We start from the raw sequence: 15,007 nt of genomic DNA on the forward strand, positions 1-15,007 counted from the left end.
GATGTGGCCATGACTGTGTGGGACCGGCCGGAGCCGCCGACGCGCCCCGTGCCGCTCGACCGGGAGCGGATCGTCGCCGCCGCCATCGCGCTGGCCGACGAGGGCGGGCTGGAGGCGGTGTCGTTGCGCAAGGTCGCCGGTCGCCTGGACGCCGGCCCGATGCGGCTGTACGGATACATCTCCACCAAGGAGGAGCTGTTCGACCTCATGATGGACGAGGTCCACGCCGAGATGCTCCCCGAGGAGCAGCCCGGTGACTGGCGGGAGGCGCTGCGCGTCGTCGCCCACCTCACCAGGCAGGCCGCTCTCCGTCACGAATGGCTGGCCGATCTGCTCGGCGGCCGACCGACCCTGGGCCCGAACGGCCTCGCCGTGACCGAGGCCAAGCTGGCCGCCCTCGACGGTCTCGCCGACGTCGACACCGTCATGCGCGCCGTGGAGACCGTCAGCGCCTACGTCACCGGCGCGATCAGGCGCGAGATCGCGAACCTGCGGGCCGAGCGCGCCACGGGCCTGTCCAAGCGCGACTGGCAGCGCGCCTCCGGGCCGCATGTGACGAGAATGCTGGCCACGGGCCGCTTCCCGGCGCTGGCCAAGGCCGTGTACGACGGCACGCACGTGGACGCCGAGACATCCTTCACGACCGGCCTGGACTGGGTCCTCGACGCCGTGGCCGCCAGACTCGCCCGGCCGCCGGCGTGACGCTCAGCTCCCGCCGAACGTGAGCGAGGCCGGGGTCGGTGTCCGGGACCGCAGGCAGTGCTTCTCCCGACGCGGGTGTGCGGGCGGTCAGGGCCTGAGGATCCGGTCCTGTTCCACCGGAGGCGTGCCGTCGTGCCACGGCAAGGCCTTGCCGAAGCGGACCAGCTCGCCGTAGAGGGCGGGATCGACGTGCTCGGTGAAGACCGGGTCGAGTACGGCTCCGGCGGCCCGGGCCGGTGACTGGGCCTGAATACGGGGCGGTCAGGCGGAGCTGCCGCTGGTCGTGTGGCTGGGGTCGGCGGCCCAGGACGCGAGCATGCGCAGGCTGTCGTGGGTGGACGTGCCGGATTCGGCGGTCCAGACGATGATCTGCAGGTCGGGGTCGGCGGTCCAGGTGACGGCGTTCCAGTCGAGGTGCAGGTCCCCGACGACGGGGTGGCGCAGGTGCTTGGCCCCCGTGTCCCGGACGGCGACGTTGTGGGCACCCCACCACCGCCGGAACTGGGCGTCCCGTACCGAGAGTTCGCCCACCAGCGTGGTGAGCTGCGCGTCCCCGGGGTTGTTGGCGTTGTGCATCCGCAGCTGGGCGATGGCCAGCCGGGTGACGCCCTCCCAGTCCGCGTACAGCTCGCGCATCGCGGGATCGGTGATGAGGAGCCTGACGTAGTAGCGCTGCTTCTCCGGGATCTTTCCGAAGTCGGTGATCAGGGCGGCGCCCATGGAGTTCCAGGCGACGATCTCGGTGCGCGGTCCGATCACGAAGGCGGGGGTGTGCGCCATGTCGTCGAGCATGCGCTGCAACTGCGGCTGGGCCTTGAGGCGCGGCTGCCGACGGGGAGGGCGGAAGTCGTCCCTGGCGGCGAGCTCGTAGAGGTAGGCGCGCTGGTCGTCATCGAGGCGCAGCACCCGGGCCAGGGAGTCCAGCACGGACGGGGAGGGCTGGATACGGCCCTGTTCGAGGCGGGCGTAGTAGTCGGTGCTGATGGCCGCCAGTACGGCGATCTCCTCGCGTCGCAGTCCCGAGACGCGACGTGAGCCACCGCCGGGCAGGCCGACGGCGGCCGGGGCGAGCTCGGCACGGCGCGCCTTGAGGAATTCTCCCAGATCGTGACGATGAGGATCGCGGTTCATGCCATCACCCTGACATCGGAAGAGCGGCGTTGTCAGGGGGAGAGATCTGTCCCTGGAAGCGCTCACCGTCGATGACGCGCGGTCCGTCCGCCGTCGCCCACGGGTTCAGCGGACGCGGCTCCACTTCCCGTGGAGCTGGACGAACCCGCCTCCGATGACGGAGCTGGCCATGCAGGTGCCCTCGGTGTAGTCCTCGATGTGAGTGACGTGGTCACCGGCGTCGGGCTCGGTCCAGCGCACGACGTACAGGCCGTCGCGGAGGCGGCTGGTGGTGTACTCCATCGTCTGCTTCCGGCCCTTGATGGCACCGCCCGTCACCTCGAAGCTGACCTGGGTCGCCGAGTCGAAGGTGATCTCCACCGTGAAGTGGCCGAGCGGCGTGTCCGGGCCGAGGTCCGCCAGCCAGGTCTGTCCCACGCTGGGGAGGGTCGCGTTGCTGTCCATCTGTACTACCTCTTTCTTTGGGCGCCTCGACGACTCCCTGGGCGAACGGGACGGCCGAGGCGGGGTTCCGGCCGGTGACGAGAGTGCGGTCGACTTCGAGGTGGGGGCGAAGGTCTCCTCGCGTTTGCGGTGGTCCGCGCCCTCGTGCGAGGCGAGACGGTCCTGCAGCGGCCACCTCGCCCGGCCGACGGGGCCGTTCTGGATCTCCTCGGAGTTGGACAGTCCGGTCCGGTGGCGGGCCGGTCGCTCAGCGAGCTGCCGGCCTCCGGGTTGCCGGACAGGTCCTCCATCGGGCCTCAGATGCCGCGGACGAACACGGCGTCGTGGTCGTCGACGCGGACGTCCTCGATGCGGACGGGGTTCGCCGGCTTTGTCGCCTCGCGCAGGGCGGTCTCCAACTGCTCGGCGCCCTCGGTGCCGCCGTTGAAGCCGCGGTCAGACCGAGAGCGTCGGCGGTGGGCGATACGCCACCCGGGGTGGCCGCGCCGATCTCGTACCTGGCCTCCTTGAAGCACCGTACGGACCGATGGCCTCCTCGGCCTCCCTGGGGTGGGTGCGGGCGGTCAGCTGGTCGCGGCCTGCTGGACGACGTGGCTGTCGGCGGCCTGGACCAGGTGGGTGAGCCTGCCGTCGGTGACCGTCCACAAGTGGATGAACCGCGCGTCCGACTCCTGGCCGGACGTGGACACGGCGTGGTAATGGCCGCGCGCGAAGACGTGCTCACCGGCGTCGTAGAACTCCTCGGCCACCGCGCCGAAGGAGGCGAAGCGGGGCGCGAGCCGGCCGAAGAAGTCGCCGCCGACGCTGGCCCAGGTCTTGTAGACCCCGCCATAGGGAAAGCCGGGAGTGATGTCCCAGACGATATTGGGGTCGATGACCTCGGCGACCACGTCCGGGGCCATGCCGGAGTCGTACAGACGGCGGACGAGGGCGAGGTTCGGGGAATCGGACATGAGAGTGCTCCTGGATGATCCGACGATGCGGGAGAGGGTCTGTGTCAGGCGGTCGCGAGGGCGGCACGGCCGGCGCTGAAGAACGCGGTCTGCCGCGCGACGCGGGCACCGAGGCCCTCGGCGGTGACGATGTCCGACTTGTGGACCGCCTCCGGTCCGGCGTCGACCGGGGTCTGCGCGCCCGCGCCGACGAAGTAGCCCAGCCGGTTGACGTCGTCCTCGCTGCCCTCCGTGGAGGCCCAGCCCGGCTGTACGCCGAGGCTGACCCAGTGCATGCCGTGCTGGGCGGCCATGGTGAAGAAGTAGCCCAGGGTCGAGGACTTGTCGCCGTTCTTGGCGCCGGAGTTGGTGAACCCGGCGGCGATCTTGTCCGCCCAGGTCTGGGTGTACCAGCGCTTGCTGCTCGCCTCGGCGAAGGTGTGGAAGGCGGCGGACGCGGTGCCCATGTAGGTGGGGGCACCGAAGATGATCGCGTCCGCGGCGTCCAGCTGGGCCCACTGCTCCTCGGTGATCACGTCCACGGAGATGGAGATCACCTCGGCCCCGGCTGCCGCGGCACCACGCGCCACTGCCTCGGCGATGACAGCGGTGTGCCCGTATCCGGAGTGGAACGCGACGGCGACCGTGGGGCCGGTGAAGGGGGAAGACATGGCGGGAATTTCTCCTCGAAAAGAATTGCGCGAATCCTGCTCCGGAAGCTTGGCACGCAATTCAGTGGCGAGGGTAGGAAGGATTTGTCCCTGGTTGGGATTCGTTCCTGGTGGGGGAGAAACCGCAGGGCATTCCTTGATGGAATTCCCGCGTTCGCCGACGAGGACGGAATGCCCGTCGTCACTCCGTCCCGACCGCCGGCCCGAACCACCTGGCCAACGTGACGGCCAGATCCCCCTGGTCCTCACCGACCCAGGCCACGTACCCGTCCGGCCGCAGGAGTGCCGCGGGTACGTCGAGTTCGGCCAGTTCCTCCGAGTCGTCGACGACATGGTCGACGCGGTCCGCCCAGCCTGCCGTCGAGAGGCGGCCGGTCCGGTCGAGGAGGAGGCCCCGGCCGGCGTGCGTCAGTTCGTAGAGGCGGCCCTGTTTCAGCGTCAGGTCCCGCATGCGCCGGCCGAGCAGGGCGTGGCCCTCGCCGAAGTCGTAGCGGACGCCGATGGCGGTGAGCTTCTCGATCAGATACCGGTTGACGTCCTCGAAGTCCATCAGCTGCGACAGCAGTCGGCGTACGGACTGGGCGCCCGGATCGGTGGACATCAGATGCGTCTGCGCGCGGGTGCTGTCCAGTACGTCGGCGGCCACCTGGTGCCGTTCGGTGTGGTAGCTGTCCAGCAGCCCCTCAGGTGCCTGGCCGGCGATCTCGGCGGCCAGTTTCCAGCCGAGGTTGAACGCGTCCTGGATGCCGAGGTTGAGCCCCTGCCCGCCGACCGGCGGATGGACGTGCGCCGCGTCGCCGGCCAGAAGGACCCGGCCGACGCGGTAGCGCTCGGCCTGCCGGGTGGCGTCGCCGAAGCGGGAGAGCCAGCGCGGGGAGTGCACGCCGAAGTCGGTACCGGCGTACGCCCGCAACTGCCGCTTGACCTCGTCGAGGGTCGGGGCCGAGCGGTCCCCGGTCACCCCGTCGGCGGGCACGACGACGCGGTACACCCCGTCGCCCCCCATGGGCCCGAGGCCGAACCACTTCTGCGTCTTGCGGACCTCCGCCACCACGGCGGCCACCGTCTCCTGCTCGACGCCCACCTTCATCTCGCCCAGCAGCGCCTGGAGCCGGGTGGGCTCGCCGGGGAAACCGACGCCCAGCAGTTTGCGTACGGTGCTCCGGCCGCCGTCGCAGCCGACGAGGTAGCGCGAGCGAAGCGTCGTGCCGTCGGCGAGTTCCGCGGTCACGCCCCCCTCGTCCTGGCTCAGCCCGACCAGCTCGCAGGAGCGCCTGACCTCGGCGCCGAGCCCGGTGGCGTGCTCGTACAGCAGACGGTCGGTGACGGTCTGCGGGATGCCGAGTACGTACGGATGCGCGGTGTCCAGCCGGGCGGGCGCGGGCTTGTCCATGGCGGCGAAGAAACCGCCGGCGACCGGGTGCTGTTTTCCGTGCGCGAGGAACCGCTCCAGCAGGCCGCGCTGGTCCATCACCTCGATGCTGCGGACATGCAGGCCGAGCGAGCGGACGACCGGGGTGGGTTCCGCGTCCCGCTCCAGCACGAGCACGCGTACGCCGTGCAGCCGCAGCTCGGCGGCCAGCATCAGGCCGGTCGGTCCGCCGCCGACCACGGTCACGTCCCCGTCCACGTCCACGTCCACGTCCATCATGAAAACCCCCATTTCGGCAGCCTCGATTGCCATGATCCCCGCGATTTCCGCAGGTCCGGGCTGCCTCGGCCGACGATTCTGCGGCATGACCGGGGTCTTGCCGCAAGCCCCCCTGTGCGCTATAGCTTGAGAGTGGAGGGGAGTGGATGTTTTCCGCCCTCCGAGCGACTCCGAGCGCTCGCGCAGACCCGGACCGGTCCCGCGACCCGGTGGTACCTTCGCTGAATGGACCCGCAGGAGCTCGCCAACCTCGCGCATCTGCGCCGGGCCCGGGATCTGATCGACCGGGAGTACGCACGTCCGCTCGACGTTCCGACGATGGCCAGGCACGCGCTGATGTCGCCGGCGCACTTCTCACGGCGGTTCCGGGCGGCCTATGGCGAGACGCCGTACAGCTATCTCATGACCCGCCGTATCGAGCGGGCGATGACGCTGCTCCGCGCCGGCATGAGCGTGACCGACGCCTGTATGACCGTCGGCTGTACGTCGCTGGGCTCGTTCAGCTCACGGTTCACCGAGGTCGTCGGGGAGACGCCGAGCGCGTACCGAGGCCGGGAACACGACGCGGTGACGGCGATGCCCGCCTGTGTGGCGAAGGTGACCACCCGGCCGAGCAGAAACGCGCCGGGCCCGGACGTCCCGGGCGCGGGCGCTCCGCGCGCGGAGGCTTCGGCCACCGGCACACCGGTCACCAGCACACCGGCCGGGGACATCGGGACCGTACCGAGCAGGATTCGAGAAGCGGGCCGTACGGCCGCCGCCTAGCGTTGACGGCATGGACATCGCACTCCAGTACTGCCACATCACCGTCAACGACCCCGACGAGGCGCTCGCCTTCTACCGCGACGCACTCGGCTTCGAGGTCCGCAACGACGTCGCGTCCGGCGACCACCGCTGGGTCACCCTCGGCAGCCCCGCGCAGCCGGACCTCGAACTCGTCCTCTCCGAACCCCACGCGGGCCGCTCCGCGGCCGACGGCGACGCCCTGCAGGAACTGCTCACCAAGGGCGTCATGCCGATGTTCGTCTTCCGCACCGACGACCTCGACGCCATGTTCGAGAAGGTTCGGGCGTCCGGTGCCGAGGTGCTCCAGGAGCCCATGGACCAGGGCTGGGGCCCGCGCGACTGCGCGTTCCGCGACCCTTCGGGCAACCTGGTACGGATCTCGCAGAAGCCGAAGGGCTAGCCGGGCCCCGGGAGCGGCCCGCGTCAGCCAGTCTGTAGGAAACCGGACGAGACGGAGACCCGATGAGCAGCACCCCGAGGACGGACTCGCAGGCGGCCGACGCGCCGCACGGTGCCGACAGCCACGATCTGATCCGTGTGCACGGCGCGCGCGAGAACAACCTCAAGGACGTCAGTATCGAGCTGCCGAAGCGTCGGCTGACGGTGTTCACCGGTGTCTCCGGTTCGGGCAAGAGCTCGCTGGTGTTCGACACGATCGCCGCGGAGTCGCAGCGGCTGATCAACGAGACGTACAGCGCGTTCGTCCAGGGGTTCATGCCGACGCTGGCGCGGCCCGAGGTCGACGTACTCGAAGGGCTGACGACCGCGATCATCGTCGACCAGCAGCGACTCGGTGCCGACCCGCGTTCCACGGTCGGCACCGCCACCGACGCCAACGCGATGCTGCGGATCCTGTTCAGCCGGCTGGGGCAGCCGCACATCGGGCCGCCGAGCGCGTACTCCTTCAACACGGCCTCGGTCCGGGCGAGCGGTGGGATCACCGTCGAACGCGGTGCCGAGAAGACGAAGACGGTCAAGGCGACCTTCAACCGCACGGGCGGTATGTGTATCCGCTGCGAGGGCCGGGGCGCGGTCTCCGACATCGACCTCACCCAGCTCTACGACGACTCCAAGTCGATCGCCGAGGGCGCGTTCACCATCCCCGGCTGGAAGTCGGACAGCCAGTGGACCGTGCAGCTCTACGCCCAGTCGGGCTTCCTCGACCCGAACAAACCGATCCGCAGCTTCACCAAGAAGGAGATGCGGGACTTCCTCTACGGCGAGCCGACGAAGATCAAGGTCAACGGCGTCAACCTCACCTACGAGGGACTGATCCCCAAGATCCAGAAGTCGTTCCTGGCCAAGGACAAGGAGGCGCTGCAGCCGCACATCCGGGCGTTCGTGGAGCGGGCGGTCACCTTCGCCACCTGCCCCGACTGCGAGGGCACCCGGCTCAGCGAGGGGGCCAGGTCGTCGAAGATCAAGAAGATCAGCATCGGCGACGCCTGCTCGATGGAGATCCGGGACCTGGCCGAGTGGGTCCGCGGCCTCGACGACCCCTCGGTGGCGCCGCTGCTCACCGCGCTCCAGCACACGCTGGACTCGTTCGTGGAGATCGGCCTCGGCTACCTCGCGCTCGACCGCGCCTCGGGCACCCTGTCGGGCGGTGAGGCACAGCGCGTCAAGATGATCCGCCACCTCGGTTCCGCCCTCACCGACATCACGTACGTGTTCGACGAGCCGACGATCGGGCTGCACCCGCACGACATCCAGCGCATGAACGACCTGCTGCTGCGGCTGCGCGACAAGGGCAACACCGTGCTCGTCGTGGAACACAAGCCCGAGGTGATCGCGATCGCCGACCATGTCGTCGACCTCGGTCCCGGCGCGGGTACGGCGGGCGGCACCGTCTGCTTCGAGGGCACGGTCGAGGGCCTGCGGACCGGCGGTACGGTCACCGGCCGCCACTTCGACGACCGGGCGACCCTCAAGGCGCCCGAGACGGTTCGCAAGGCCACCGGCACGCTGCCCGTCCGCGGCGCGACGAGGCACAACCTCCAGGGCGTCGACGTCGACATCCCGCTCGGGGTGCTGTGCGTGGTGACCGGTGTCGCCGGGTCCGGCAAGAGCTCGCTCATCCACGGGTCGCTGGTCGAGACCCGGGGTGCCGTCGACGGGGGTGTGGTGTCGGTCGACCAGACGCCGATCCGTGGCTCCCGGCGGAGCAACCCGGCGACGTACTCCGGACTGCTCGACCCGATCCGTACGGCGTTCGCCAAGGCCAACGGGGTGAAGCCGGCCCTGTTCAGCGCCAACTCCGAGGGCGCCTGCCCCACCTGCAACGGCGCCGGTGTCATCTACACCGACCTGGCGATGATGGCCGGTGTGGCCACGACCTGCGAGGACTGTGAGGGGAAGCGGTTCCAGGCGGCGGTGCTCGAGTACCGGCTCGGCGGCCGGGACATCAGCGAGGTGCTCGCGATGTCGGTGACGGAGGCGGAGGAGTTCTTCGGCGCGGGCGAGGCGCGTACGCCGGCCGCGCACCGCGTCCTCGACCGGCTCGCGGACGTCGGTCTCGGCTACCTCAGCCTGGGCCAGCCCCTCACCACCCTGTCCGGCGGCGAACGCCAACGCCTCAAGCTGGCCACACACATGGGCGACAAGGGCGGCGTGTACGTCCTCGACGAGCCGACGACCGGCCTCCACCTCGCCGACGTCGAACACCTCCTCGGCCTGCTCGACCGGCTCGTCGACGCCGGCAAGTCGGTCATCGTCGTCGAGCACCACCAGGCGGTCATGGCCCACGCCGACTGGATCATCGACCTGGGCCCCGGCGCGGGCCACGACGGCGGCCGAATCGTCTTCGAGGGCACCCCGGCAGACCTGGTGGCGGCCCGCAGCACTCTCACGGGGGAGCACTTGGCGGCGTATGTGGGCACCTGAGCACGCCCCGCACCAACCGCGGCCCTACCCCTACGACCGGAGCCACTCCTCGACGACCGCGAAGTCCGCGTCCCGCAGCCCGTGGTGAGGGTCAACCCGGTGCAGCAGGGCCCGGCCCGGGTGGTGTTCGGCCACCCAGCGACGGTCGGCGTCGGTCACCTCGTCGTCGAGCCAGACGAAGGCCCGCCCGGCGGCTCGTTCGACGAGCGGGCGGGTCTTCCAGTGAACGCCGGGCAGGTCGTCGGGGTCCGGCTCCGGCCAGTTCACCACCGGGAGGGCCGGCAGGCCGAGCCACGGGGCGACGCACTCGTTCGCCTCGTCCATCCAGGTCGTGGCCCACACCAACTCGCAGGCCAGCGCGGCCAGTCGGGGACCGAGTGCGGGGTCGATCCGAGGCAGCAAGGGGTTCACCTCAGACTCCGGGAAGCGCAGTCGCCGGGCGGGACGGTACATCGGATAGCCGTCCGGATACTGCTCCCGGGTACCGCCGAACGGGATCAACGGTCCGTCGACATCCAGGAAGAGGAGCGGGAGAAGCGGAGGGAGCGGGGCGGGCCGGGGGTCCACCGGTTCGGGAGTCACCGCACCCCCGTTCAGAACGGCAACGCCCGCCCGTGCACGACCTCCAGCCGTGACACCGCCCGCGTCAGCACCACGTACAGCCGGTTCAGGCCCCGCCCGGTCGCCCCCTCCCCCTCCACGATCGACGCCGGTTCCACCACGACCACGTGGTCCCACTCCAGCCCCTTCACCGCCTTCGCCGACATCACCGCGACCCGCCCCCCGTCCACCGCCACCCCCGCCGTGTCCAACACCTCTCGTACCGCGGCCACTTCGCCCTCCGCCGCCACGACCCCCACCGACCCCTCCCCGTCCAGCGCCCGGCGCACCGCGGCCACCACCTCCCCGGCGATGTCGGTGGTCTCCACGACCCTCAACTCCCCGTCGCCGCGCAGGGATCGGGCGGGTGGCACCGGTACGTCCAGGCGGGCCAGCAGTCGGTTGGCGAAGGCGACCACCGTCCGCGGCACCCGGAACCCGGTGGTCAGCGGGATCACCGTGGCGTCCGGTCTGCCCAGGTGGGCCAGCAAGGGCCCCCACGCCCGCGCAGCCCACGGTGTGGTGCCCTGGGCCAGGTCACCCAGCACCGTCAGTGAGCCGTAGGGGACCCGGCGCGCGATCGCCCGGCACTCCATCGGGGAGAGGTCCTGCGCCTCGTCGATCACGACATGACCGTACCCCTCGGGGTGTTCGATCAGGCCGGCGACCTCGTCGAGGAGGACCAGGTCGGCGGCCGACCAGCGCGCCGACTTCCACGACCTCGGCGGACGCGCCCACCGCACCGCCCGCTGCTCGTCCGCCTCCAGCACTCCCTCGGCAGCCCGCGCCAACGCCCGCTCGTCGCCCAGGAGTTCGGCCACCACCTCCTCCGGACGCGCCCTCGGCCACACCGCCTCGACGTACGCCCCGACCGCCCGCGCCCGCTCGATCCGCCGCACCCAGGCGTTCGGCTGCGGCCCCGCCCGCCGTTCCGCCTCCCGCTGGATACGGCTGACGACCCGCGTCCGTACCCGCTCGCGCCCCACGGCGTACGGCGGCTCCTCGGCCCGTACGCCCGCCACGATCCGCGCCAGTTCCACCGCCGGGACCCGCCAGCGGTACGAATCGTCCGGCACCTCAAGGGAGTTGGCGTACCCCTCGACCACCACCCGCGCGTACAACGCCCGGCGCAGCACCTCCGCCATCCGCGCGTCGTGCTTCACGACGGCGGCCCGCTCGTCGTCCTCCGCGCGCACCGGATGGGCCGCGATCTCGTCCGTGACCGTCGACTGCCGTACGCCCGTCTCCCCGAGGGCGGGCAGGACCTCCGCGATGTACGAGAGGAACGTGCGGTTGGGCCCGAGGATCAACAGGCCGCCCCGCTGCACGCGTTGGGGGTACGTGTAGAGGAGGTAGGCGGCCCGGTGCAGCCCGACGGCCGTCTTGCCGGTGCCGGGGGCGCCCTGCACGCACACGGAGACGCCGAGGCCCGCCCGGACGAGGTCGTCCTGCTCGGGCTGGATCGTCGCGGCGATGTCCCGCATGGGCCCGACACGGGGTCGCGCGATCTCCCGTGCGACCAAGCCGTCCGCGCCGCCCGCCAACTCCCCCTCCCCCGAGCCGACTTCCGTCGGATGCTCGTCCAGGTGCTCGTCCAGGTGCTCGTCCTCCAGGCCGGTCAGGTCGGCGGAGTCGCCCCTGCTGCCGGGCGCCCAGCCGAACCGGCGGCGCACGGCCACACCCTGCGGATCGCGGGCGCTCGCCTGGTAGAAGGCCCGGGAGACGGGGGCGCGCCAGTCGACGACGAGGGGCGGGCGGGTCGGGTGCTCGCTGATCCGCAGGCGCCCGACGTGGTAGCTCGCGCCGCTGTGATCGCCGCCCCGGTCACCGCTGCCGAAGTCCAACCGGCCGAAGAACAGGGGCCCTGCGGGCAGTTCGCCGAGTTCCTTCGCCTTGCTGCGCAGCTGGTACCCGAGCACCTCCGCGTCCGCCCCGGAGGCGGAGACGTCCGCGCCGGTGACGACGTGTTCCCGGGCGCCGTCGATCATCGCGGCGAGGGCGGCACGACAGATGTCGTGATGAGCGCGCTCACGGCCCAGGGAGTCGCGGAGAAGGGCCTGGGCACGGGTGGGGTCGGGACCGGGTGGCGTCATTCCAGCAAGCATACCGAAATAACGCAACCGAGTTAAATATTTTACCCGGCGGTGTTCTCTTCCCTCGCCGGCCCGAGCCACCGCAGCCCCGCCGCCAACTGCCCGAACGCCCCCTCCGCCGCCGCGACCGCGTCCTCCCGTACCGCCTCCACGGTCTCCCCCGCCGCGATCCGCCGCCAGTTCTCCTGCGCCAGAATCCGCTGTACGGCGATGATCTGGCTGGCCGCGAGCCGGGCCGCCAGGGTGTCGCCGAGGGCGACGGCGAGTACGGCCTCCGAGCGCTGCTGGTACTCGTACGCCCGCGCGACCAGCGACGCCGTGCCGTAGAGCAGACGGTGGAAGGCGAGCACCTCGGGGGAGCCGTTGAGGCCGGTGACCGGGTCCTCGCGGCTCAGCCCGTCGAGGAAGTGCCGCCGCAGCGCGTCGAGCGGCGACGCCTCCGCCCCCGTACCCGCGACGGCCGCCCGCACCACCCGCGCCGCCTCGTCCTCGTGGTCCGCGAAGCGGTGCAGGACGAGGTCCTCCTTGGCCGGGAAGTACCGGAACAGCGTCGGCTTGGAGATCCCGGCCGCGGCGGCGACCTCGGCGACGGACACCGCGTCGAAGCCCTTCGCGAGGAAGAGCCCGATCGCGATGTCGGACACATTCTGGTATGTCTGCTGCTTCTTGCGCTCACGCAGCCCGGTTCCTGCCATGGGAGCGAGGGTACGCACTCCCCTGGCCCGCACGGACCCGCCAGCCGCCTCCGGCTATCGCAACGCGAGCGCCAGATACGGGTTCTCCGTGGAGCGGGCCGGCAGCCCCAGCGCGGCCATGGCCGACGCCAGAGTCATCGGGTACGAGTCGACCGCCCGGCGGACGTTCGGGGCGTCCAGACCGGCGCCGGTGACCAGGCGGTCCAGGTCGATGTAGGCGGACCGGACGACCTCGATGTCCCGGTACACCCGCCAGTCCTGTCGCCAGTTGTCGGTGTACCTCGGCGACAGCAGGCTTTCCCAGCGCCGGAACATCCGGTCCCGGATCTCCGACCGGGTCGGCGTGAGGTGCATGTGCCGCACCAGGTCGTAGAGCGGGTCGCCGACGACCGCCATCTCCCAGTCGATGATGGTCAGCACCAGCGGGTCGTCGCGCCGGACGAGGTTCCAGGGGTTCAGGTCACCGTGCAGCAGCGCCGGCTCGCGTTCGCTCACCACGTGCCGGCCCAGGATCTGCCGCAGCCGGTCGGCGTCGGGCAGGCCGAGAACCCTGGCCAGTTGCTGCGACTCCCTGGGCAGGTCCCGTACCAGAACGACGAGTTGGTCGCTCAGCCAGCCGTAGAAGTCGCCCTCGCCCGCCGCCGGGTCGAGTGCGCGGTAGTCCACGTCCGTCAGCGCGCACAGCTGGTCGACGAGTGCGTCCGCCTCGTGCGGCAGCAGGCCGTTCACCGGATGGCTCGGCGGCTGGTCGATGTCGCGCCGGCCCGCGTACGTGTGGACGGCGAAGGGTTCGTTCCGGTAGCCGGTGCCCAGGGCGAGGACCCTCGGCGCCGCCACCGCGACCGACGACTCGTCGATGGCCTGGAGCACCGCGTGCTCGCTGAGGAAGCTGGGCTCGCGGCGGCAGGCCTTCGGCACCTGGCGCCGTACCACCACGGGAAAGTCGACGCCCCCGACCCAGACCACCGAGTTGAGGTTCGCGGTCCCCTTGAACACACGGTTGGCCGGAGCCACACCCTCCGCGACCAGCGCGCGGTCCACATTGGCGCGGGAGAACTCGGGACGCTCCCGCACCCGCTCGTCCGGCGTCCAGTGGATGTCGTCCGCGCCCCACCCCCGGCCGCGTTTCCTCCCGTCCTCCCGAGACGCCTGCCAGCGGAAGAGGATGCGCTCGATCTCGTCCGTGCCCGGCACATGCCGGAGCCCGAGCGGCGCCGCCGCCGCCTCCAGGGCCCGGCTCACCGAGGCTGTCGCCTCGTCCAGGCTCTTCTGGTCGAACGTGTCCTCCAGGGACTGCGCGGCCCTCATGACGTCCGGGAAGACGGACTGCGCCCGCTCGAAGTCCACGTAGTGGCGCAGGTCCTTGCCCAGGCCCTTGACGGCGGCGGGGCGGACCAGCCGCATGGCATCCGCCCAGGCGTCGATCACGTCGTTCCACTGATGGGCGGGGTACTGCATGCGCACGAGGTGTGTCGCGAGGTCGTGCAGAGGGTCGCCGTAGGTCGCCAGTTCCCAGTCGACACAGATGAGGGGTGGGTCACCGTCGTAGGAAACGATCAGGTTGTCGCGGTGCAGGTCCGCGTGCAGCAGGCTGTAGGGCCGCCGCGTCATGGCCGGTACCCGTTCGGCCAACCGGGTGAGGGAGTCCTCCGGAATGCCGAGCGCCTTGAACAGGCCGCCGAAAGCCGGCCAGTTGCGCCGGCGGATCTGACGGTCGGCCAGCTGGACGAGCGCCCGCAGAAAGCCCTGACTGTCCGTGTGGTTGCGGGGCCAGACCTCGGGCAGGGGCGGCAGAGCCCTTCGGCGCACCTGGGTCATCTGGGCGAGCAGGTCGGCCAGCGCCTTCATGAGGAGGGTGTCGACGGGCTTGCCGTTTCCGCAGATGCTGGAGAGCGGTACGCCGTCCACATAGCTGTGGACGGTGAACCCGTCACCCTCCAGCAGGCACTTCGGCACATTCGGCAGCGCACCGTGTACGGCGTCGAGGATCCGTGCCTCGTCCCGCCAGGTACGGATCACCACAGGAAGCGCCGTCTCCCGCCGGATCCGGACAGTGACCGGCGTCCCGGCCGCCAGGCCCACCTTCTGTGCCAGGTCCTCCGTCAACGGCAGGACATAGTTCTGGTTGTGGAAGCCGTTGCTCGCCTTGCCCTTGAGCGTGGCCCTCAGCACGAACGCCTCGATGATGTCCGGCGAACCGCCGTCGGCGCGCTCCCCTGTCATGGAACGGGGAACTGAGGGTGCGCCCACTGGCTGCTCCGGGACTCGCGCGAGGATGGATGGTGCGGCAGAACGGTGTTCCCAGGTGATACTCCGCACGACTTGAGCGCCAACGGAGCGACACGACGGGTGGTCTGCCGCTCTGCTGCATCAAGTCGCCGAGGTTGGCCTGTTCGCCATCCATACGTATGTGCGCGAG

At 70.9% G+C, this 15,007-nt stretch carries 14 protein-coding genes and 1 pseudogene; 4 read left to right on the forward strand and 11 right to left on the reverse strand.

The features are described 5' to 3' along the window. The first annotated feature begins 9 nt into the window (after positions 1-9). Positions 10-702: a TetR/AcrR family transcriptional regulator gene (locus ACW4TU_RS20420; protein WP_457429497.1), complete on the forward strand. Its 693-nt coding sequence runs from the start codon at positions 10-12 to the stop codon at positions 700-702. An 87-nt stretch (positions 703-789) separates the two neighbouring features. Here the strand turns inward: ACW4TU_RS20420 and ACW4TU_RS20425 are convergent. From ACW4TU_RS20425 to rox, 7 genes and pseudogenes are all read right to left on the reverse strand, one after another. Next, positions 790-951: pseudogene (locus ACW4TU_RS20425) on the reverse strand (carbonyl reductase); the annotation flags it as partial. Positions 952-963: 12 nt separating this feature from the next. Continuing rightward, the gene (locus ACW4TU_RS20430; RefSeq protein ID WP_457429499.1) at positions 964-1,833 is read right to left on the reverse strand and encodes a helix-turn-helix transcriptional regulator; all 870 of its coding nucleotides are present in this window, start codon (positions 1,831-1,833) and stop codon (positions 964-966) included. 105 nt (positions 1,834-1,938) lie between these two features. Then, complete coding sequence (locus ACW4TU_RS20435; protein ID WP_457429500.1) at positions 1,939-2,277, reverse strand: MoaF-related domain-containing protein; 339 nt, start codon at positions 2,275-2,277, stop codon at positions 1,939-1,941. Between the two features lie 296 nt (positions 2,278-2,573). Then, a complete protein-coding gene (locus ACW4TU_RS20440; protein WP_457429502.1) occupies positions 2,574-2,792 on the reverse strand; it encodes a hypothetical protein in 219 nt (72 codons plus the stop codon). A gap of 48 nt (positions 2,793-2,840) precedes the next feature. Then, positions 2,841-3,230: a nuclear transport factor 2 family protein gene (locus tag ACW4TU_RS20445; RefSeq protein ID WP_457429504.1), complete on the reverse strand. Its 390-nt coding sequence runs from the start codon at positions 3,228-3,230 to the stop codon at positions 2,841-2,843. Between the two features lie 44 nt (positions 3,231-3,274). Next, a complete protein-coding gene (locus ACW4TU_RS20450) occupies positions 3,275-3,880 on the reverse strand; it encodes a flavodoxin family protein (RefSeq protein ID WP_457429505.1) in 606 nt (201 codons plus the stop codon). A 181-nt stretch (positions 3,881-4,061) separates the two neighbouring features. Further along, positions 4,062-5,543: a rifampin monooxygenase gene (gene rox / locus ACW4TU_RS20455; RefSeq protein WP_457429507.1), complete on the reverse strand. Its 1,482-nt coding sequence runs from the start codon at positions 5,541-5,543 to the stop codon at positions 4,062-4,064. Between the two features lie 213 nt (positions 5,544-5,756). Here rox and ACW4TU_RS20460 point away from each other — a divergent pair, with 213 nt between their 5' ends. From ACW4TU_RS20460 to ACW4TU_RS20470, 3 genes are all read left to right on the forward strand, one after another. After that, positions 5,757-6,296 (forward strand): helix-turn-helix transcriptional regulator, encoded by a 540-nt coding sequence (locus ACW4TU_RS20460; RefSeq protein ID WP_457429508.1) that lies wholly within the window; start codon positions 5,757-5,759, stop codon positions 6,294-6,296. Between the two features lie 10 nt (positions 6,297-6,306). Continuing rightward, positions 6,307-6,717 carry a VOC family protein gene (locus tag ACW4TU_RS20465; RefSeq protein WP_457429509.1) on the forward strand — a complete coding sequence of 137 codons (411 nt, stop codon included), beginning with the start codon at positions 6,307-6,309 and terminating at the stop codon, positions 6,715-6,717. A 62-nt stretch (positions 6,718-6,779) separates the two neighbouring features. Continuing rightward, complete coding sequence (locus tag ACW4TU_RS20470) at positions 6,780-9,200, forward strand: ATP-binding cassette domain-containing protein (RefSeq protein WP_457429511.1); 2,421 nt, start codon at positions 6,780-6,782, stop codon at positions 9,198-9,200. A 30-nt stretch (positions 9,201-9,230) separates the two neighbouring features. On the opposite strand, the gene ACW4TU_RS20475 is transcribed toward ACW4TU_RS20470, so the two are convergent. The 4 genes from ACW4TU_RS20475 to ACW4TU_RS20490 are packed head-to-tail and all read right to left on the reverse strand — an operon-like array spanning position 9,231 to position 14,811. Further along, positions 9,231-9,782: an HAD domain-containing protein gene (locus ACW4TU_RS20475; RefSeq protein WP_457429512.1), complete on the reverse strand. Its 552-nt coding sequence runs from the start codon at positions 9,780-9,782 to the stop codon at positions 9,231-9,233. Positions 9,783-9,793: 11 nt separating this feature from the next. Further along, the gene (locus tag ACW4TU_RS20480; protein ID WP_457429514.1) at positions 9,794-11,893 is read right to left on the reverse strand and encodes a HelD family protein; all 2,100 of its coding nucleotides are present in this window, start codon (positions 11,891-11,893) and stop codon (positions 9,794-9,796) included. A 41-nt stretch (positions 11,894-11,934) separates the two neighbouring features. Then, positions 11,935-12,588 carry a TetR family transcriptional regulator gene (locus tag ACW4TU_RS20485; protein WP_457429516.1) on the reverse strand — a complete coding sequence of 218 codons (654 nt, stop codon included), beginning with the start codon at positions 12,586-12,588 and terminating at the stop codon, positions 11,935-11,937. Between the two features lie 54 nt (positions 12,589-12,642). Continuing rightward, positions 12,643-14,811 (reverse strand): phosphotransferase family protein, encoded by a 2,169-nt coding sequence (locus tag ACW4TU_RS20490; RefSeq protein WP_457429518.1) that lies wholly within the window; start codon positions 14,809-14,811, stop codon positions 12,643-12,645. Positions 14,812-15,007: the final 196 nt, after the last annotated feature.

The organism is Streptomyces kryoterrae, from assembly GCF_054072135.1.